Origin of the sequence: Paraburkholderia sp. C35 (assembly GCF_003121405.1) — a bacterium.
In the GTDB taxonomy this organism is placed as follows: domain Bacteria; phylum Pseudomonadota; class Gammaproteobacteria; order Burkholderiales; family Burkholderiaceae; genus Paraburkholderia.
On sequence record NZ_QBUY01000065.1, the window covers coordinates 1 to 14,998 of the forward strand.

Annotated in this window: 11 protein-coding genes; 5 read left to right on the forward strand and 6 right to left on the reverse strand. The window is 62.7% G+C overall.

Features of this window, described 5'->3' with window-relative positions; all coding sequences use genetic code 11:
- Window positions 1-123: 123 nt before the first annotated feature.
- On the reverse strand, window positions 124-1,002 hold the full coding sequence (locus DK391_RS29035) for a hypothetical protein (protein ID WP_204117459.1): 879 nt from the start codon (window positions 1,000-1,002) through the stop codon (window positions 124-126).
- Between the two features lie 314 nt (window positions 1,003-1,316).
- Between DK391_RS29035 and DK391_RS29040 the strand changes: the two genes are divergently transcribed.
- On the forward strand, window positions 1,317-2,102 hold the full coding sequence (locus DK391_RS29040) for a hypothetical protein (RefSeq protein ID WP_162600932.1): 786 nt from the start codon (window positions 1,317-1,319) through the stop codon (window positions 2,100-2,102).
- A 78-nt stretch (window positions 2,103-2,180) separates the two neighbouring features.
- Here the strand turns inward: DK391_RS29040 and DK391_RS29045 are convergent, their stop codons facing one another.
- Both DK391_RS29045 and DK391_RS29050 read right to left on the reverse strand, forming a co-directional pair.
- Window positions 2,181-5,090 carry a CHAT domain-containing protein gene (locus DK391_RS29045; protein ID WP_109481453.1) on the reverse strand — a complete coding sequence of 970 codons (2,910 nt, stop codon included), beginning with the start codon at window positions 5,088-5,090 and terminating at the stop codon, window positions 2,181-2,183.
- A 74-nt stretch (window positions 5,091-5,164) separates the two neighbouring features.
- A complete protein-coding gene (locus DK391_RS29050; protein WP_109481454.1) occupies window positions 5,165-5,917 on the reverse strand; it encodes a hypothetical protein in 753 nt (250 codons plus the stop codon).
- A gap of 412 nt (window positions 5,918-6,329) precedes the next feature.
- On the opposite strand from DK391_RS29050, the gene DK391_RS29055 reads away from it, so the two are divergent.
- Together DK391_RS29055 and DK391_RS29060 are read left to right on the forward strand one after the other, a co-directional pair.
- Window positions 6,330-7,382 carry a toll/interleukin-1 receptor domain-containing protein gene (locus DK391_RS29055; RefSeq protein ID WP_109481490.1) on the forward strand — a complete coding sequence of 351 codons (1,053 nt, stop codon included), beginning with the start codon at window positions 6,330-6,332 and terminating at the stop codon, window positions 7,380-7,382.
- A gap of 310 nt (window positions 7,383-7,692) precedes the next feature.
- On the forward strand, window positions 7,693-8,367 hold the full coding sequence (locus tag DK391_RS29060; RefSeq protein ID WP_109481455.1) for an NAD(P)H-dependent oxidoreductase: 675 nt from the start codon (window positions 7,693-7,695) through the stop codon (window positions 8,365-8,367).
- Between the two features lie 45 nt (window positions 8,368-8,412).
- On the opposite strand, the gene DK391_RS29065 is transcribed toward DK391_RS29060, so the two are convergent.
- Both DK391_RS29065 and DK391_RS29070 read right to left on the reverse strand, forming a co-directional pair.
- Window positions 8,413-9,588, reverse strand: coding sequence for a porin (locus DK391_RS29065; protein ID WP_109481456.1), 1,176 nt, complete (start codon window positions 9,586-9,588; stop codon window positions 8,413-8,415).
- A 357-nt stretch (window positions 9,589-9,945) separates the two neighbouring features.
- A complete protein-coding gene (locus DK391_RS29070) occupies window positions 9,946-10,149 on the reverse strand; it encodes a DUF3563 family protein (protein WP_109481457.1) in 204 nt (67 codons plus the stop codon).
- Between the two features lie 325 nt (window positions 10,150-10,474).
- Here DK391_RS29070 and DK391_RS29075 point away from each other — a divergent pair, with 325 nt between their 5' ends.
- Window positions 10,475-11,881 (forward strand): sugar porter family MFS transporter, encoded by a 1,407-nt coding sequence (locus DK391_RS29075; protein WP_109481458.1) that lies wholly within the window; start codon window positions 10,475-10,477, stop codon window positions 11,879-11,881.
- A gap of 247 nt (window positions 11,882-12,128) precedes the next feature.
- On the forward strand, window positions 12,129-12,965 hold the full coding sequence (locus tag DK391_RS29080; RefSeq protein ID WP_109481459.1) for a hypothetical protein: 837 nt from the start codon (window positions 12,129-12,131) through the stop codon (window positions 12,963-12,965).
- A gap of 17 nt (window positions 12,966-12,982) precedes the next feature.
- On the opposite strand, the gene DK391_RS29085 is transcribed toward DK391_RS29080, so the two are convergent.
- Window positions 12,983-14,602: an NAD-dependent malic enzyme gene (locus tag DK391_RS29085; protein ID WP_109481460.1), complete on the reverse strand. Its 1,620-nt coding sequence runs from the start codon at window positions 14,600-14,602 to the stop codon at window positions 12,983-12,985.
- Between the last annotated feature and the right edge of the window lie 396 nt (window positions 14,603-14,998).

Sequence of the window (14,998 nt, forward strand, 5' to 3'; positions counted from 1 at the left end):
TTGCCGCGGCAAAGAAAAGTAGGTGCTGCCCCGCACAGGGGCGACGCATGCATACCGACACGAAAGCGCGGATGCCAACAAAAGCAAAAACCAAAAACCAAACCAAAACCAAAAACCAAACCTTCACCCAATCCCCAACACCGAACAAATCTTCCCAACATAGGGCACAGCCAACTTCGCATACCCCGCCCCAGTCGGATGAATCTCATTCTCCCAATCACTACTGACACCTGTCGACCCATCGACAGCCCGCACCAGCAGATTCCGCGTATCGACCACAAACAGATTCGGCAGCCCAAGATTCAAAATAATCCCAGCAAGCCTGTCGATAAAAGCATCAGCAACCTTGTCCCAGTCCTGAACAGGAATCTCATACGCCACGAGCGCCGGCATCAGCCACGGCCCCAGGCCTGGCAGCGCCGGACTCGCCCGCGGTGTCGCGTAGTCATACGTGTGCACAAAAATAGGCGTATCGCGGTTGGTCCGGCTCTTCGAACGAATGAAATCCAGCGCCTTGAACTGCAGCGTCAAATGATTCGCGAAGTTGGCCCAGCCATCGCGAGAGATATAGCGATCGACGGAAAGCGGGCCATCCCAGTCGTCCTTCGTCAACAGCAAGCGCTCATGTGGCGGAACCGGCATCTGGTTGTCGTCCACAGACAGAACCTGCACCGCGTCGATCAGATCGTTGCCGCCCGCCGATAGCAACAACGCAGTCCATTGCTGCTCCCTCGGCCCCGCCAGCAGCGCGAAAAACAGCGGGTCGCGCCGCGTGTCGATCATATGTGCGAGCGTGTCGCCTGGATCGGCACAGTTCACCGCCGCCGCACCCTGCGGGAACTGCAGATGTTCGAGCAGGTTCGACGCGGCCCACGGCTTGAGCGTGCTGATCGAAAACCACGAATCGCCCTGCGCAAGAAACTGCCAGTTGAACGGGCTGAGATCGGGCGCGTGCTGCGTACCCATCTGCTGCGAGGGAAACACTTTCATCTGGGTCTGCATGGCTTCCTCCATCGACCGCAGTGACAGCCGGCCGCACGCCCGAAGCCGCGCGCCAGCCAATGTGACTTTCCGAACGCTGCACCGAAAAATGCCCTTACATCGATCGCGATTGACCTACCCTGTTTGAACGTGCCGGCACAGGCACCAGAGATCTCGCGACGGTCCGTCGCAAAGACCTCCTCCAATCGATATCGCGCCCCTTCAACGCCCCGCGCGAAACGCGCGAGACACGCTGCATAAGCGACATAAGCAACGTTAGCGACACACGCCTGACTCATCGCCCGACTGTCCTCATAGCCCACGGGAGTCTCACCATGTCCACTCCAACCGCTGCCCAGGCGACCGCCTTCGTGAACGACGCCGTACTGCCTGACCTGCATCGCCGCCGCGGCAGCGATGCCGATGCGGGCAATCCGCCGCCGGACTTCGACGCCAGCAAGGACCAGGCGATCGTCGCCGGCTCGGGTGTCGTCTCGTTCAAGACGGGTATTTCCGCCGAACGCCGCCAGGCCGTTGCCGATTCGTTGCTGCTCGCGCAACTGATCCTCAAGCACAAGGGCGTCTCGCCCGACGACACGCAAAACTGGTATCACGGCTACGGCAGCGTGCTCGCCAATCTCGGCTGGCTGGTCGAAACCTGTGAGATGACCGACTACGTATCCGGCGATGCCGGTCTCGACGTGCACGAAGCCATCATGGCCGTCGCCGCCGTGCTGCTGGGCCCCGGCGCCATCGCCGCTGCGCCGCTGATCGAGGCGACACTCAAGGCCTTGCAGTCGATGGATACGTCCACGCCATGGATCACCCTCTTCAACCGCGAAAGCCGGCGCGCCAACACGGCGAGCTTCCAGATCGCGCTCGCCGAGCCGGACGCCAACGGCGACCTCACGGTGTCGCTGATGGCGTTCTCTCTGTCGGCGAGCATGACGGTCACGCAGGTGCTGTTCGTCAAGGTGAAAAGCAACGAGGCCAACCTGAAACGCTTTTCGACGACGGCACGAATCAATCTGTCCGTGCTCGACGCCGTGCGAGGCACGCTGCAGCAGAAAGTGGCGAGCTTCACCAGCAGCTATCTGAGCGCCCTGCCCGACCTGTCGTAAGCGAGACGAGCGGCGGCGCGGCATCGAACGTGCCGCCGCCCGCACTACAGGCACTACGCGTCCGCTTCGCGCATCACGTCATGCCACCCACTTGCCCAGCATGTCCAGTAACTGCGCGACCGCCGCCTTCTCCTCGTCGCTCGATGTCGTCTGACTGGCGTAACGGTGCAGCACGAAATCGCACTGATCGAGCACGGAACTCCAGTTGCTCCGCGATGGCACACGCGTGTGCAGATCGCCGAAATTCTCGCGGATCGACGGCAGATTCGTGGCGAACTGTCTCGCAGCGACGCTCTCGTAGATGCGCAGTTCCGTGCTTGCCGAGATGTTCCAGAAATCGGGATCGTCGCGCGCCTGCTGCTCGAGCATGCGCCGCAGCTTCGCAACGGAGCCGGCATCGAAGCCGCTCGCGTTGTCGGTTTCCATGCCGAGCATCAACTCGGCGGCGAGCCGGTTGATGAGGGGATAGAAGGTCGCGGCATTGTCCTGCGCGTCGCCAAGGGCCTCGGCTTCGCGGTAAAGCGCGAGCGTCGCGCCAATCGCATTGGACTCGGCTGTCGCATTGCCCGCGCATCGCTCGACCAGCGCAATGCGCTTGTACGCCGCTGCGCAGATGCTCAGGCGCTCGACCGTGCGCCGCACGGCCAGCAGCGATTGCAGCAGGCGCAGGCTCGCCTCGATCTGCTCGCGCGCGGCGTCGATCTCGGCTGCGGGTGCGCCGCCCGGTTGTGCCGCGAACGCCTTCAACGCCGCCCACGCGAGCTTGCCTTGCAGGTTCGCGAGCTGTTCGGCAGCGGCAAATGTGGTGCGGCCGTCGCCGACGCCCACGGCCCGCTGATACCACGCAACTGCCCGCGCGTCGTCCTTCCACGCCGCCCACGCGCGCCCGTACGCCTCGGCGACGTCACCCAGCCCGCCCCAGCGCCGGCTGAACTGGTCGTCGAGATACTGCAGCAGTTCCGCCGATCCCGCCGCCTCGAAGCGCGCGTTGATCTCCAGTTCTTCGAGCGCGAGCATCAGCGAGACGGGTGACGCGATGCCCGCATAGCGCTCCTCAGGCGAACGCCCGTGTCCGCTCGTGCCGCCCGCCGCCGCCTCCAGCGTCCAGTTGGCGTCGCCGTAGCACTGGTACGCGGCCCATGTATTGCCGCCACACAGCCACGCTGCGTCGCGCGCGGCCGCGACGGCATCGAGAAAACGCTCGCCGTCGAGAATCCGCGCATAAAACGTGGTGGCGAACTTCTGCGCGGGATCGTCGTCGACGGCCCAGCCCGACGCGATTACGCACTTCACGCCGATCCGGATCAGCGCCTCGGCCACATTCGCGGCATAGCGCGGCCGGTCGTACGCGGGTACGTTCGCTTCTTTGAGCAGTTGATCGCCGCTGCGCGCAGCCAGATAGCAGCAGTTGACGAACACGAGTTCGGGCGTGCGTTGCAGCATGCCGATCTCGCGCGGGCCCAGGAAGATACCGTCCGACAGCACCACGCCGCGCAGACGGTCGTCGCCGGCACTGACGGGACTCGTGTCGTCGGCGGGCGGCTCGCCGTGTCCCGAGATGTGCAGCACGCGCCAGTCGTGCTCGAGCAGCGTGCTGACGATGGTGCGCGCATCCGGTCCGCGTTCGCCGTCGGCATGCGCGACCAGCCGCGTGACGCTCGCCGCGCCGTTGCGCTCGCTCATCATGCGTGCCACGGCATCGGCTTCCTGCCGCGCGCCCGGCAACGCGGGATAGCGCGGATCGCCGACATACGGCTCGCCGATCACCAGAATCTGCGCGTCGCGGCTCGCATCGTCGACACGATGCCGGAAATCGCCGATGCGCAGCTTGCGCAACAGCTTCGCGCGGATCGCCCACGGACGCGGCGAATCGGCGTTACGCTCAGCCGCATTCACGGAGGTGTCGAGCATTTCCCACGGGATGCCGGCCGTGCCGCTGTCCACTTCGATCTGCATCTCGGAGCCGCCCGCGAGAAACGGCCGCATTTCGCGTGGCACGATCAACTGATAGAGCACCTGGCCGATGTTTGCGTCGTCGTTGTCCGCGCTCGATGCCGCTTTCACCAGTTGCGTGAGCAGGCGCCCTTGCGTGGCCGTTGCGCGGACTTCCGTGCGCGCGCGGCGCGTGTCGAGCGTGTAGACGATATTGGTCTCGCCCGACGCATCGATCTGCGTGACGGCGCTGATCAGGTCGTAGTCCGCGCCGCGATAGCTGCTGTCGAGCGGTCGCTTCAGTCCGCCCGTGCCGTCGTTCACGATGTCGTCGATGGCATAGCAATCGGGATTCGCCTGTTCGAGCAGTTTCAACGAGCGCCACGCTTCCGTCGAACGGTCCATGTACAACTCGATCAGCCGCAGATGGGCGACGCACGGCCAGTCGGTGACGGCAAGCCGCAGGCTCGCATCGCGCACGCCTTCGGCAACCAGCCGCGCCGCCTGCCCCGCGGCGATGCCCGAACCGCCGCTGCCGATCAGCGTCGCCGAGAGCACGAACGGTGCAGCGCCGCCCGGCACGCTTTCCGCGAGCCGCTGCGACCACGCGATCACGCCGAGCCGCACCGTGGTGATGAGATCGGCGGCGCGCAACTGCCCTTCGCTGCCCAGACCCACGACGATCAGCCCGGCAGGACGCGGCAAGCGAAACGGATGCGGCGAACGGAAGCCCGAGTTGACGAACACCTGCTGTGTGCCGATATGCTGCGGATAGCGCCCGAGCCGGATTGACGTGCTGAGCGCGCCGCCGATCAGATCGTCGACCACGCGTTCGACACCCGTCAGCGACGCATCGCGATAGTGGCCGAGCAGCAGCGCTTCCTGCTCGAACTGCAGATTGCCGTTCACGACGCTGACCTTTAGCGGCTTCGCGTCACAGGGTTCGTCGGCACGGACGGCATTGGCGTCGGCACTGCTCGCAGCCGCCCCGGCCTGCGGCGGCTGCGGAAGCCCGGCGAGCACGTCGGGCGCCACGGTCGTTTCGATGCGTTGCACGCTTCACTCCGTCAGGCACGGCGCTCGAGAAAACGCACCGATAGCCGCTCAGCCAGATGGACCCGATAAACGAATCAGCCCAACCCTTCTTCGAACAGCAACGCTTCGAGTTCGCGGCGGCGCACGAGTCCCGCCATGTTCGGCTGGTTCTCCCATAGCCGCTTCATCGAGCGGAACTGCTGTGGGATATCGGCGAGATTGCCGCTGGCGACGTCCGCGGCGATCGCCCGCATTTCGGTGTATCGGTCGCCTTGCGCGCCGAACGATGGCCCGCGGTTGTAGACCAGCGACACCAGTGCACCTAGGCAATCAGGTGCGAGCTGTGCAGCTTTAGGCAGCGCGTTGATGGTCTGCGCCACCGTGCGTTGCAGCGTGACCTGCCGGAACACCGTATTGGCAGCCGCGAACGGCACGCTCACCGATTTCACGCGCGGCAACGCCTGCTGTGCAGCCGTTCCCTTGAGTCCGCAGACTCCCTGCAGCAACGCAAGATCGGCGGGTGCGAGTTGCGCGCTGCTCCAGTCGGTGCTCATGTCCTGCGCGCTCACATAACCGAGATCGAAGCCGATGCCGATGGTGCAGCCCGACTGCCCTTGCGGCCACACGGGATGCACGTAAAGCCGGTTGTATAGCGCTTCGCTCGTGACCTCGAAGGTGACGATCAACTCGACGGCCTTGTCGGAAATCGCGGGCAATGCAGCGCGGCGCACGGGCAGCACGACGGGGTTCGCTTCGTCATAAGCCTTGCGCTCGTCGTTCGAGCCGCTATCGGAAAGCAGTTCAGCAGACTGGATGGTCTGCGCCAGCAATGTGTCGAATGCACTCATGGAGGACTCCGGACAAGCCCGCGTGATCGCGGGCAATCAGGCGCGCATGCGCCAGCGGATAGGCGCCTGACAGATAGGCGGGTTCGTCCAGGCTTCAATGAGGATAGCAAAGCACATCTCAATGCCAAGGCGAGTTTGTGCGTTCTGCGTGTTGCCGAACAGAAAGCGTCGTCTGTCGATGGTGCCTGCTTCGCTCGTGTGGAACGATCCCGGTGAGCACACGAGGCGTGCGTTGCATCGTTCGCAAGAATGGACTGCGTTGTTTCAGTTATGCGGCGACGTGCCGCCATCCCGCGCGAGCCACATGCGCGAGGCGACGCTAACAGGACGGGCTTCGCTCTGCTTTAATGAAAGAGCGCTTTGAATTGCAGGTCCGGCTCGCCGTTCAACCCGATGAAGGAGGATGCGTTCGATGCGGCCCATTTTCATCAGTTACCGGCGCGAGGATACGGAAGGCCAGGCGGGGCGCCTGTTCGAATCGCTACGCGAAATATTTGGCGAGCACATGGTGTTCATGGACGTAGCGAACATCGAGCCGGGTGCCGATTTCCGGCGCGCCATCGAGACCAACATCGACCGATGCGCGGTGCTGCTGTCGCTGATCGGACGCACGTGGCTCACTGTCACGGATCGCGAAGGCAAGCGGCGGCTCGACAATCCGAATGATTTCGTGCGGCTCGAAACATCGTCGGCGCTCAAGCGCGGCGTGAAAGTGATACCCGTGCTGGTGCAAGGTGCGTCGATGCCGCAGGAAGCCGATCTGCCCGTCGATATCAAGGATCTCGCCTACCGCAATTCCGTCGAGTTGACTCACGCACGCTGGGATAGCGATGTGCAGTTGCTGATCAACGCGCTGCGCGAGTCGGCCGGCGAAGACTCGCAGGAAGGCGATACGCCCATCACGACGCGCGGTCGACGCAACGCGAAAGCGGACGGCGTCAGTCACAAGCGCATGTGGACGATAGGCGGCGCAGTCGCAGCCGTTGCGCTGATGGGCGCGGTCGCGCTGAAGATGTCGGAGCCTGCGCATGAGGCGAAGGCCGATACGTCGTTTGCTTCGCAGCCTGTGCCGGCTGCCGTGCCATCGTCGGCAGAGAATCAGGCCGCGAGCGGCAACCAGATGGTGTCGAAGAAGGACTTGCAGCGGGCTGCGCACGAGCGCGGCGCCTGTGTGAAGCCGTTCGTATGGCGTCAGGCGCAACCGCGCGACAAGGTGTGCGTGATGCCTGATACGCAGCAACGCATACTCGACGAAAACAGCAAGGCCAGTGAGAATCGCTCGCCGACGGGCGGGCCGTATGGGCCCGATACCTGCAAGACGGGGTGCGTGTGGCGCAATGCGTTTCCGGGCGATACCGTGTGTGTGACGCCGGAGTCGCGGCAGTTGACCGCCGATGACAACCTGCTCGGGCCGAAGAGAATCGTGCCGTTACCGAAGGAAGCCACCGATCAGGCCGCGCAATAGACAAAAAAAGCCCCGGATCCACCCGAATCCGGGGCCAATCCCATGTCAAGGAGTTTTCATGGAGGAGACGGCTCCATGCTAGCGCCGCTCCCGGCCGACTCCAACCAAGCCTTTCGCACAAGCAATCCACGCCGGCACGCGCAGCCAATACCCCTTCCAGCGTTATATCGTTAGAACAAAAAGTCGTTTCCCGCTGGTACGATCGGTCACTAACATGGCGGTTCAGGTCTACAGGCCGTTCGCGTGGAAAACAGGCTGCGCCTGTCCAACCCGCATCCGGCTGGCCGCCACTGCAGCAAGGAGCTTGAAGTTGACCCGTTTCGACCAGAACCGCCGTCCGCTCGTGATCGGCATCGGCGGCACCACGCGCGCTGCGTCGTCCACTGAACGCGCGCTCGGTTTCGCGCTGCGCGGCGCAGAACAGGCAGGCGCACGCACCCGTCTGTTTGGCGGCACATTCCTGCACAGCCTGCCGCACTACGCGCCTGAAAGCGCGCAACGCACCCCGGAGCAAACGGAACTGATCGAGGCCGTGCGCCATGCGGACGCCCTCATCATCGCTACACCGGGTTATCACGGCGGCGTGTCAGGACTCGTGAAAAACGCACTCGACACGCTCGAAGAACTGCGCGCCGATGAACGTCCGTATCTCGACGGACGCGCAGTCGGTTGCATCGTCACGGCATATGGATGGCAGGCGGCGGGATCCGTCCTTACGTCGCTGCGCTCGATCGTGCATGCGCTGCGCGGCTGGCCGACGCCGTTCGGTGCCGGCATCAACACGCTGGAAACGAAGTTCGAATCGGCTGATTCGTGCTCCGACCAGAAGGTGGTCGAGCAACTGGCGATGGTCGGGCAGCAGGCCGCACAGTTTGCGCTGGCGTTTCGTTCGCTGCATTCGGGCGGCGCATTGGCCCATGAAGCAAACGAAGCCAGCGACGCCGATCAATCACGCCCGCGCCGGATTCTCGCGCTGGCCAACTGACGCGCATGCCGCGGCGAAGTCCGCCGCGGCGCGCATCACGCATCGTCAGAACATCTTGCGCAGACCGACGGCCACGCCGAGATTGTTGGTGCGGCCCACGGTGTTGGTCGGCACGCCTTCCGAGGTGGCGCCGCCGGGGTAATCGGCGGAGAAGGCACCCGTGCCGCGCGCCCAGTCCGTGATCGCATACACCTCCGACTGCTTCGAGAACGAGTATTCAGCCAGCACCGTCGCCGACTGGTTCACGCCCACGCCGAGCGAGCCGTCGAGCCGTTCGGCATTGCGCGCATGCCCGTAGTAGTACGCGAACGTGAGCAGCAACGGCGGCATCACTTTCCAGTTCGCACCGACGTAATACGTATCGTCGATACGGTTCGGACTCGCGCCCGGCAGTTTGGGTGCGCCGGACTGCTGCATGTTGCTGTCGGTCAAACCCGTCTGATCCTGCGCGTGCAGCCAGCCGGCCAGCAGGCGAATCTCCTGCGTCACCTGATACGCGCCGCTCACGTGCAGGAAGGTATTTTTCGCGCCGTTGATCGCGCTGCCCACGCTCGTGCCCGTCGCCGAGCCGAGTGCCGAGGTCGGCACGGAGACCTGCTGATAGCCCGCGTTGAGCATGCCCGGTCCGAGCGTGTAGGTCAGTTCCACCGCGTAGATCGAGCCGATGCCCAGTGCACCTGCCTGGTTGCTGAAGCCATAAGCGGCATCGATGGCCAGGTTGTAGAAGGTGCCCTTGTACTTGACCGCGTTATTGATTTCCAGGTAACTGCCGATGCCGTTGTACGGCCAACTGTTCTGCCAGTAGTTGCCAACTGTCAACGGGTCGAAGATATCGCCGAGCGTGTCGTAGGCGGGTGCGTATTGCCTGCCGAACGTCAGCGCGCCCCACGTCTCGTTCGACAGTCCGACATAGGCCTGCCGGCTGAACAATGTGTCGGGAACGTGCAGCTGACCGTCGAAGGCTTCAAAGCCGTTTTCGAGGTGGAAGACAGCCGCCCAGCCGCCGCCCAGATCCTCGCTGCCCTTCAAGCCCCATCGGCTATGTGTTTCAGGACCGGAGGTCATGGCGACCTGATCTTTGCCGCCTGGTCCCGCGTTGGTCTGATAGCGGACCGCTTCATCGACGATGCCGTAGAGCGTGACCGAACTTTGTGCGTATGCCGACGAGGTGGCGGCCACGACGAGCGCGCCAGCCGCACTGGAAAGGACGATTTTTTTCATTAGCGATCCACAGTAAGTGGTGAGCCGACAGGATCAATTCTTCCGCGGGATCGAACAGGCAAGACCGTGAACGGCAGCATAGCGTGTCACTTCGTTGAAGCCTAGCGGCATGTTACGGAGTGTTGCTAATTTGCTGTGTCAGGTAAGAGAGAGGTGAATTGTCGGGAGATTAAGACGACGTGACAGGCGCTTTGTAAGCGTGACCGTCAGCTTCCCGATAGCAGATGAACTGCGTGAAGAACTACACCATGAATGGCATGAGCGGTTTCAGGCCGGGAGCCTGCACAGGTTGCGTCCCAACGGGATGCCAGTAACCCGCGCAAACTCCGCAGCACCGCGATGCGCTGTTGTTAGCGCTTAGTGATGCGAGGTGAACGAACCCTGGTCACGCGATACCGAGCCACAAAACGGCATGCGATAGGCGTGATCTTCTTCGTCGACCTGCCGCATGCGGCGTTCGAGATCCGCCAGATCGCTCGACGACGCAAGGTACGCGTTGCAGACAGAAACGTCGTTACCGGATACCATTTTTTCGAAGAAGTTGGAAAGACGTGCAAACATGATGTGCTCCTTGTCGTGTGAACGCAGCGCATGTGACTGAGGCTGGTGAATCCGCTTCACATGCACCGCCGATGTGAAGCAGATTAACGCCCGTGAATTAGCGATAAATGAGCGTGGCGAAACGCATCGCCAATGCAGTGAAGCTGCTGATGTTGCGGCGCAAGACTGAATCCATCTTCTTCAATGGTGCGAGTGCCTTACGTGCCGTGCGCCCTCATCTCTCGCTAATTCTCCCGTCCGATCATGTATGCAGTTGAGCGATGGATGCGCCATCGCCGCAACGTGACCGTGACTGGTATGTAAAAGCAACATGGAGACACAGCAAATGAGCACCCTCACCGATCGCAGCATTCCCACCCACTCGCAGGCCAGACGCTATGGTCTGTTCGTCTGCCTGATGGCCGCACTCGCCGGACTGCTGTTCGGCCTCGACATCGGCGTGATTTCAGGCGCGCTGCCCTTTATCGCGAAGCACTTCGTGCTGAGCGACCGCTATCAGGAATGGATCGTCAGTTCGATGATGGTCGGCGCGGCAATCGGCGCGCTGGGCGCCGGCTGGCTGTCGTGGCGTCTCGGGCGCCGCAATGCGCTCGTGCTGGCGGCCGTACTGTTTATCGTCGGGTCGCTGTATTCGGGGGTCGCGGGCAGTCCGGTGCACCTGATCGGCGCACGTCTGGTGCTGGGCCTTGCGGTCGGCATGGCGTCCTTCACGGCGCCGCTGTATCTGTCGGAGGTGGCGCCGCGTCATGTGCGAGGCGCGATGATCTCCACCTATCAACTGATGATTACCGTCGGCATCCTGGCGGCGTTCCTGTCGAACATCGGCCTGTCGTATATCGCCGACTGGCGCTGGATGCTGGGCGTGATCGCGATTCCCGCCGTGTTTTTCCTGGCAGGCGTGCTCGCCCTTCCCGACAGCCCGCGCTGGCTGCTGCAGCGCAACCGCGCAGCGGAAGCGCGCTCGGTACTGCAACGCCTCTACGGCAATTCCGCTGACGTTCAGGCCGAACTGGACCAGGTCAACGAAGACAACACGCGTCCTCAGAAAGGCTGGAGCCTGCTGCGGAAGAATTCGAATTTCCGCCGTTCGGTGCTGCTCGGCGTCGTGCTGCAAGTGTTTCAGCAACTCACGGGCATCAACGTCGTGATGTATTACGCGCCGCGGATTTTCGAGCTGGCCGGCTATGCGACGCATGAGCAGCAACTGTGGGCGACGGTGATCGTGGGCCTCGTCAACGTGTTGGCCACATTCGGTGCAATTGCATTCGTCGATCGCTGGGGCCGTAAGCCGATCCTCTACGCCGGCTGTGCAGTGATGGCGTGCGGCAGGTGCTCGCTCGGTGTTCTGCTGCATGTCGGCGTGGCGGGTCTTACCGCCCAGATGCTGGCCGTTGCTGCGCTGCTGCTGTTTATCGCCGGTTTCGCGATGTCCGCTGGTCCGCTGGTGTGGATTCTCTGCTCGGAGATCCAGCCGCAACAGGGACGCGACTTCGGCATCGCCGTATCGACGCTGGTCAACTGGGTGGCCAACATGGCTGTCGCAGCCACCTTCCTCAGCCTGCTGTCGACGGTGGGCGAAGCGAATACGTTCGTGCTGTATGCCGTCCTCAACGTGGTATTCGCGGCCGTCGTGTTCTTCTATGTGCCGGAGACGCGCGGCGTGTCGCTCGAGAAGCTCGGCAATGATCTGATGTCTGGCAAACGTCTGCGCGATCTCGGCAAGGGGCAATGACGCGCTGCGACGCGATCATCTGCAGGGTTGTGTCGGCGCGCGGCGCTCGACACAACCCTGCAGCAGCCTGTGCAACGTCTTTCTGAATGCCACCTGCGGCCTTCACTCTGGATTGAAATTGCAAGGTTCCAGTAGCGTCTTCCTGATATCCACCCGACACTCATGAACGTGACGCGGCACTCGTGCAAAAGGCCTTTCCGCATGAGTGCTTGAGCGGGCGGCACCGTATCGACACGGGAGCGCAATCATGTGGAAACGTCTCGCGATCTGGATGAGTGTTCTGACATGCGCGTGGCCGCTGTCCGCCAGCGCCGAGCTGATGGCGCCAATCACGATGGATTGCCGCAACGGCGAGTATGTAGTGGGTCTGATGGGCAACACGGGCGCCTGGATCGATTCCATCGCGCCCGTTTGCGCAAAGTGGGACGAGCGAACGTTCCAGTCCGTGATGATCACGACACCACGCGTACACGCGGGTGGTCGGGGCGGCGCACGGAATCAGCAGACCTGTCCCGACGGCACCGCGCTGATGTCGTGGCAAGTGGATAAAGTCGTCGTCAACGAAGCCACGTATGCGTCTGCCGTGGTCTCTCAATGCGGCTCGCTATTGCCGGCACACGCACTGACGGGGACGCAGGTGCGCTACGCAGGCGGAGGCGGTCCGGCAGCGCACCCACAACCGCGCGAAAGCTGCTCGCCCGGACAACTCGCTACGGGTGTACATGGATGGGTCAGTCACGATCAGCGCTTCGTCACCGAGGTCAAGCTGACTTGTGGCCGTGCACCTTTCGTCCAGTCGGCGATGTCGCAAGTCCGGAATGCCGACGGCAGCGTCAACTATTCCTCGCCATCATTCGTCTTTCCCGATGGCGAAAGCATTCGCGTCGACGCATGCCACGACTGGGCCGCCAATTGCGGTGCGCCCGCAGCCGACACGTTTTGCCAGTCGCAGAAAATGGGTAACGCCGTGAGCTTCGACACGCAGTCGAATGTGCCCATGACCATCGTGTTGTCGAGTCGACGGATCTGCCGGGGTCAGGGCTGCACGGCGTTGGCGCACGTCACTTGCCACCCGCGCAGCTAACGCGGGCTGCACGCGATCTATCGATACACAGGCGAGTACGCCGCCGACCTGATATGCGCGACGAGATCCGCTGGCCGCTCGACCCGCGCCAATTGATGATCGAAAATATATTGGGCCACGGCACCCGCCACATGCATCGATGCCTCGAAGATGCTGCTCTGCGGCGGATAGATCAACCCCTTATCGAGACTCTCGCCGCTCACCTGCTCGGCCACCGCTTTAGCCGCCACGATGAACATCGCCTGCGTCACACGCGTCGCCTCTGTCGCGAACACCGCCATCCCCATCGCGGGGAAAATATAGACGTTGTTGCCCTGCCCCGGCACGAACTGACGCCCATCGATCTGCACCGGCGGGAACGGACTGCCGCTTGCGAAAATGGCTTGTCCTTTGGACCATCGGTATGCCTCTTCAGCCGTGCATTCGGAGCGTGAAGTCGGATTGGAATACGGAAAGATGATGGGCCGCTCGTTGAGTTCGCTCATCGCTTCGATCACCGGCTGACTGAAAAGCTGCGGCACCGTACTGACGCCGATGATGCCCGTCGGCTTCAACGCTTTCACCGCATCGACGAAGACATCGACCGGTTCGTGATCGATCGCGAAGATTTTCTGGAAGTCGGCGAGATCGGTGCGCGACTTCACCATCAGTCCATTGACGTCGAACAGACTGTTGCGCGCGCGGGCCGTATCGATATCGAGCCCCTCCAGCACCATCGCCTCGCTGATCAACTCCGCGATGCCCGTCGCGGCCGATCCACCGCCAAGAAACAGAAACCGCTGGTCGGTCAGCTTCTGCTTCGAGATGCGCAGCGCGGCATAGATGCCTGCCAGCGCAACGGCCGCCGTGCCCTGAATATCGTCGTTATAGGTGCAGACCTTGTCCCGAAAGCGCGCGAGCAACGGCACCGCATTGAAGTTGGCGAAATCCTCCCACTGGATGCAGCACTTCGGATACACGTCCTGCACGGCATCGACGAATTCGTCCACGAACGCGTGATACGCATCGCCGCGCACGCGCTCATGCTTCAGCCCCAGATACAAGGGGTCTTCGAGCAAGGCCACGTTGTTCGTGCCGACATCCAGCGTGACAGGCAGACAATGCATCGGCGGCACGCCGGCACACGCCGTGTAGAGCGCCAGCTTGCCGATGGGAATGCCCATGCCGCCCACGCCGAGATCGCCCAGTCCCAGAATGCGCTCGCCATCCGTGACGACGATGAAACGCACGTCCGCTTCGGGCCAGTTGCGCAGCAGTTCCTTGACGCGGCCGCGCGCGTCGATGGGGATATACATGCCGCGCGTGGCGCGGAACACGTGATCGAATTTCTGGCATGCCTCGCCGACCGTCGGCGTGTAGACAATCGGCATGTAGGTCGCCGGATCGGACATCAAGAGCGCGTAGAACAACGTCTCGTTGCGCGCCTGCAAGTCCGACAGAAACAGATACCGCTGCAGATCATTGTCGAGATGCGCGAGTTCCGCGTGCGTGCGCGCAATCTGCAGTTCCAGCGTATTGACGCCAGGCGGCAACAAGCCTTCGAGCCGGTAAGTCTTTCGCTGTTCGAGCGAGAACGCGGAACCCTGATTGAGACGCGGATTGTGCAGGACGTCATAGCCATAGGCCGGTGTGGACATGATCGTTTCCTTCCTGACGTGAGGGCAGTTTCACGAAGACGTCGATTCAGACCACCTGCGTCATGACCGACGTGGCAGTGTAGGCGCGTGACGGAAAGCTGTATTGCGAGAGCGCCCGGCGGCGGCGTGCGTTCGCGAAACGGGCACACCGGGCATCAGTGTAGTCAGCGTTCGCGCATTGGTCTGCAGAAGGGGCGCGCAGTGCACACGGCAGGCATGCGATCAGGCAGTCATCGAACCGGCGCGGCCGGAAATCTTCGCGCGCACTGTACGAAACCGCACGACGCATCGCACTCGCGCGCGGCAGAATCGGGCTGTACCTGACGGTTCGCTGAAGCAGACTCTCCCGCAAAAACATAAAGATACCCCGGTCTGATTTGCTTTCGACGAATCGTT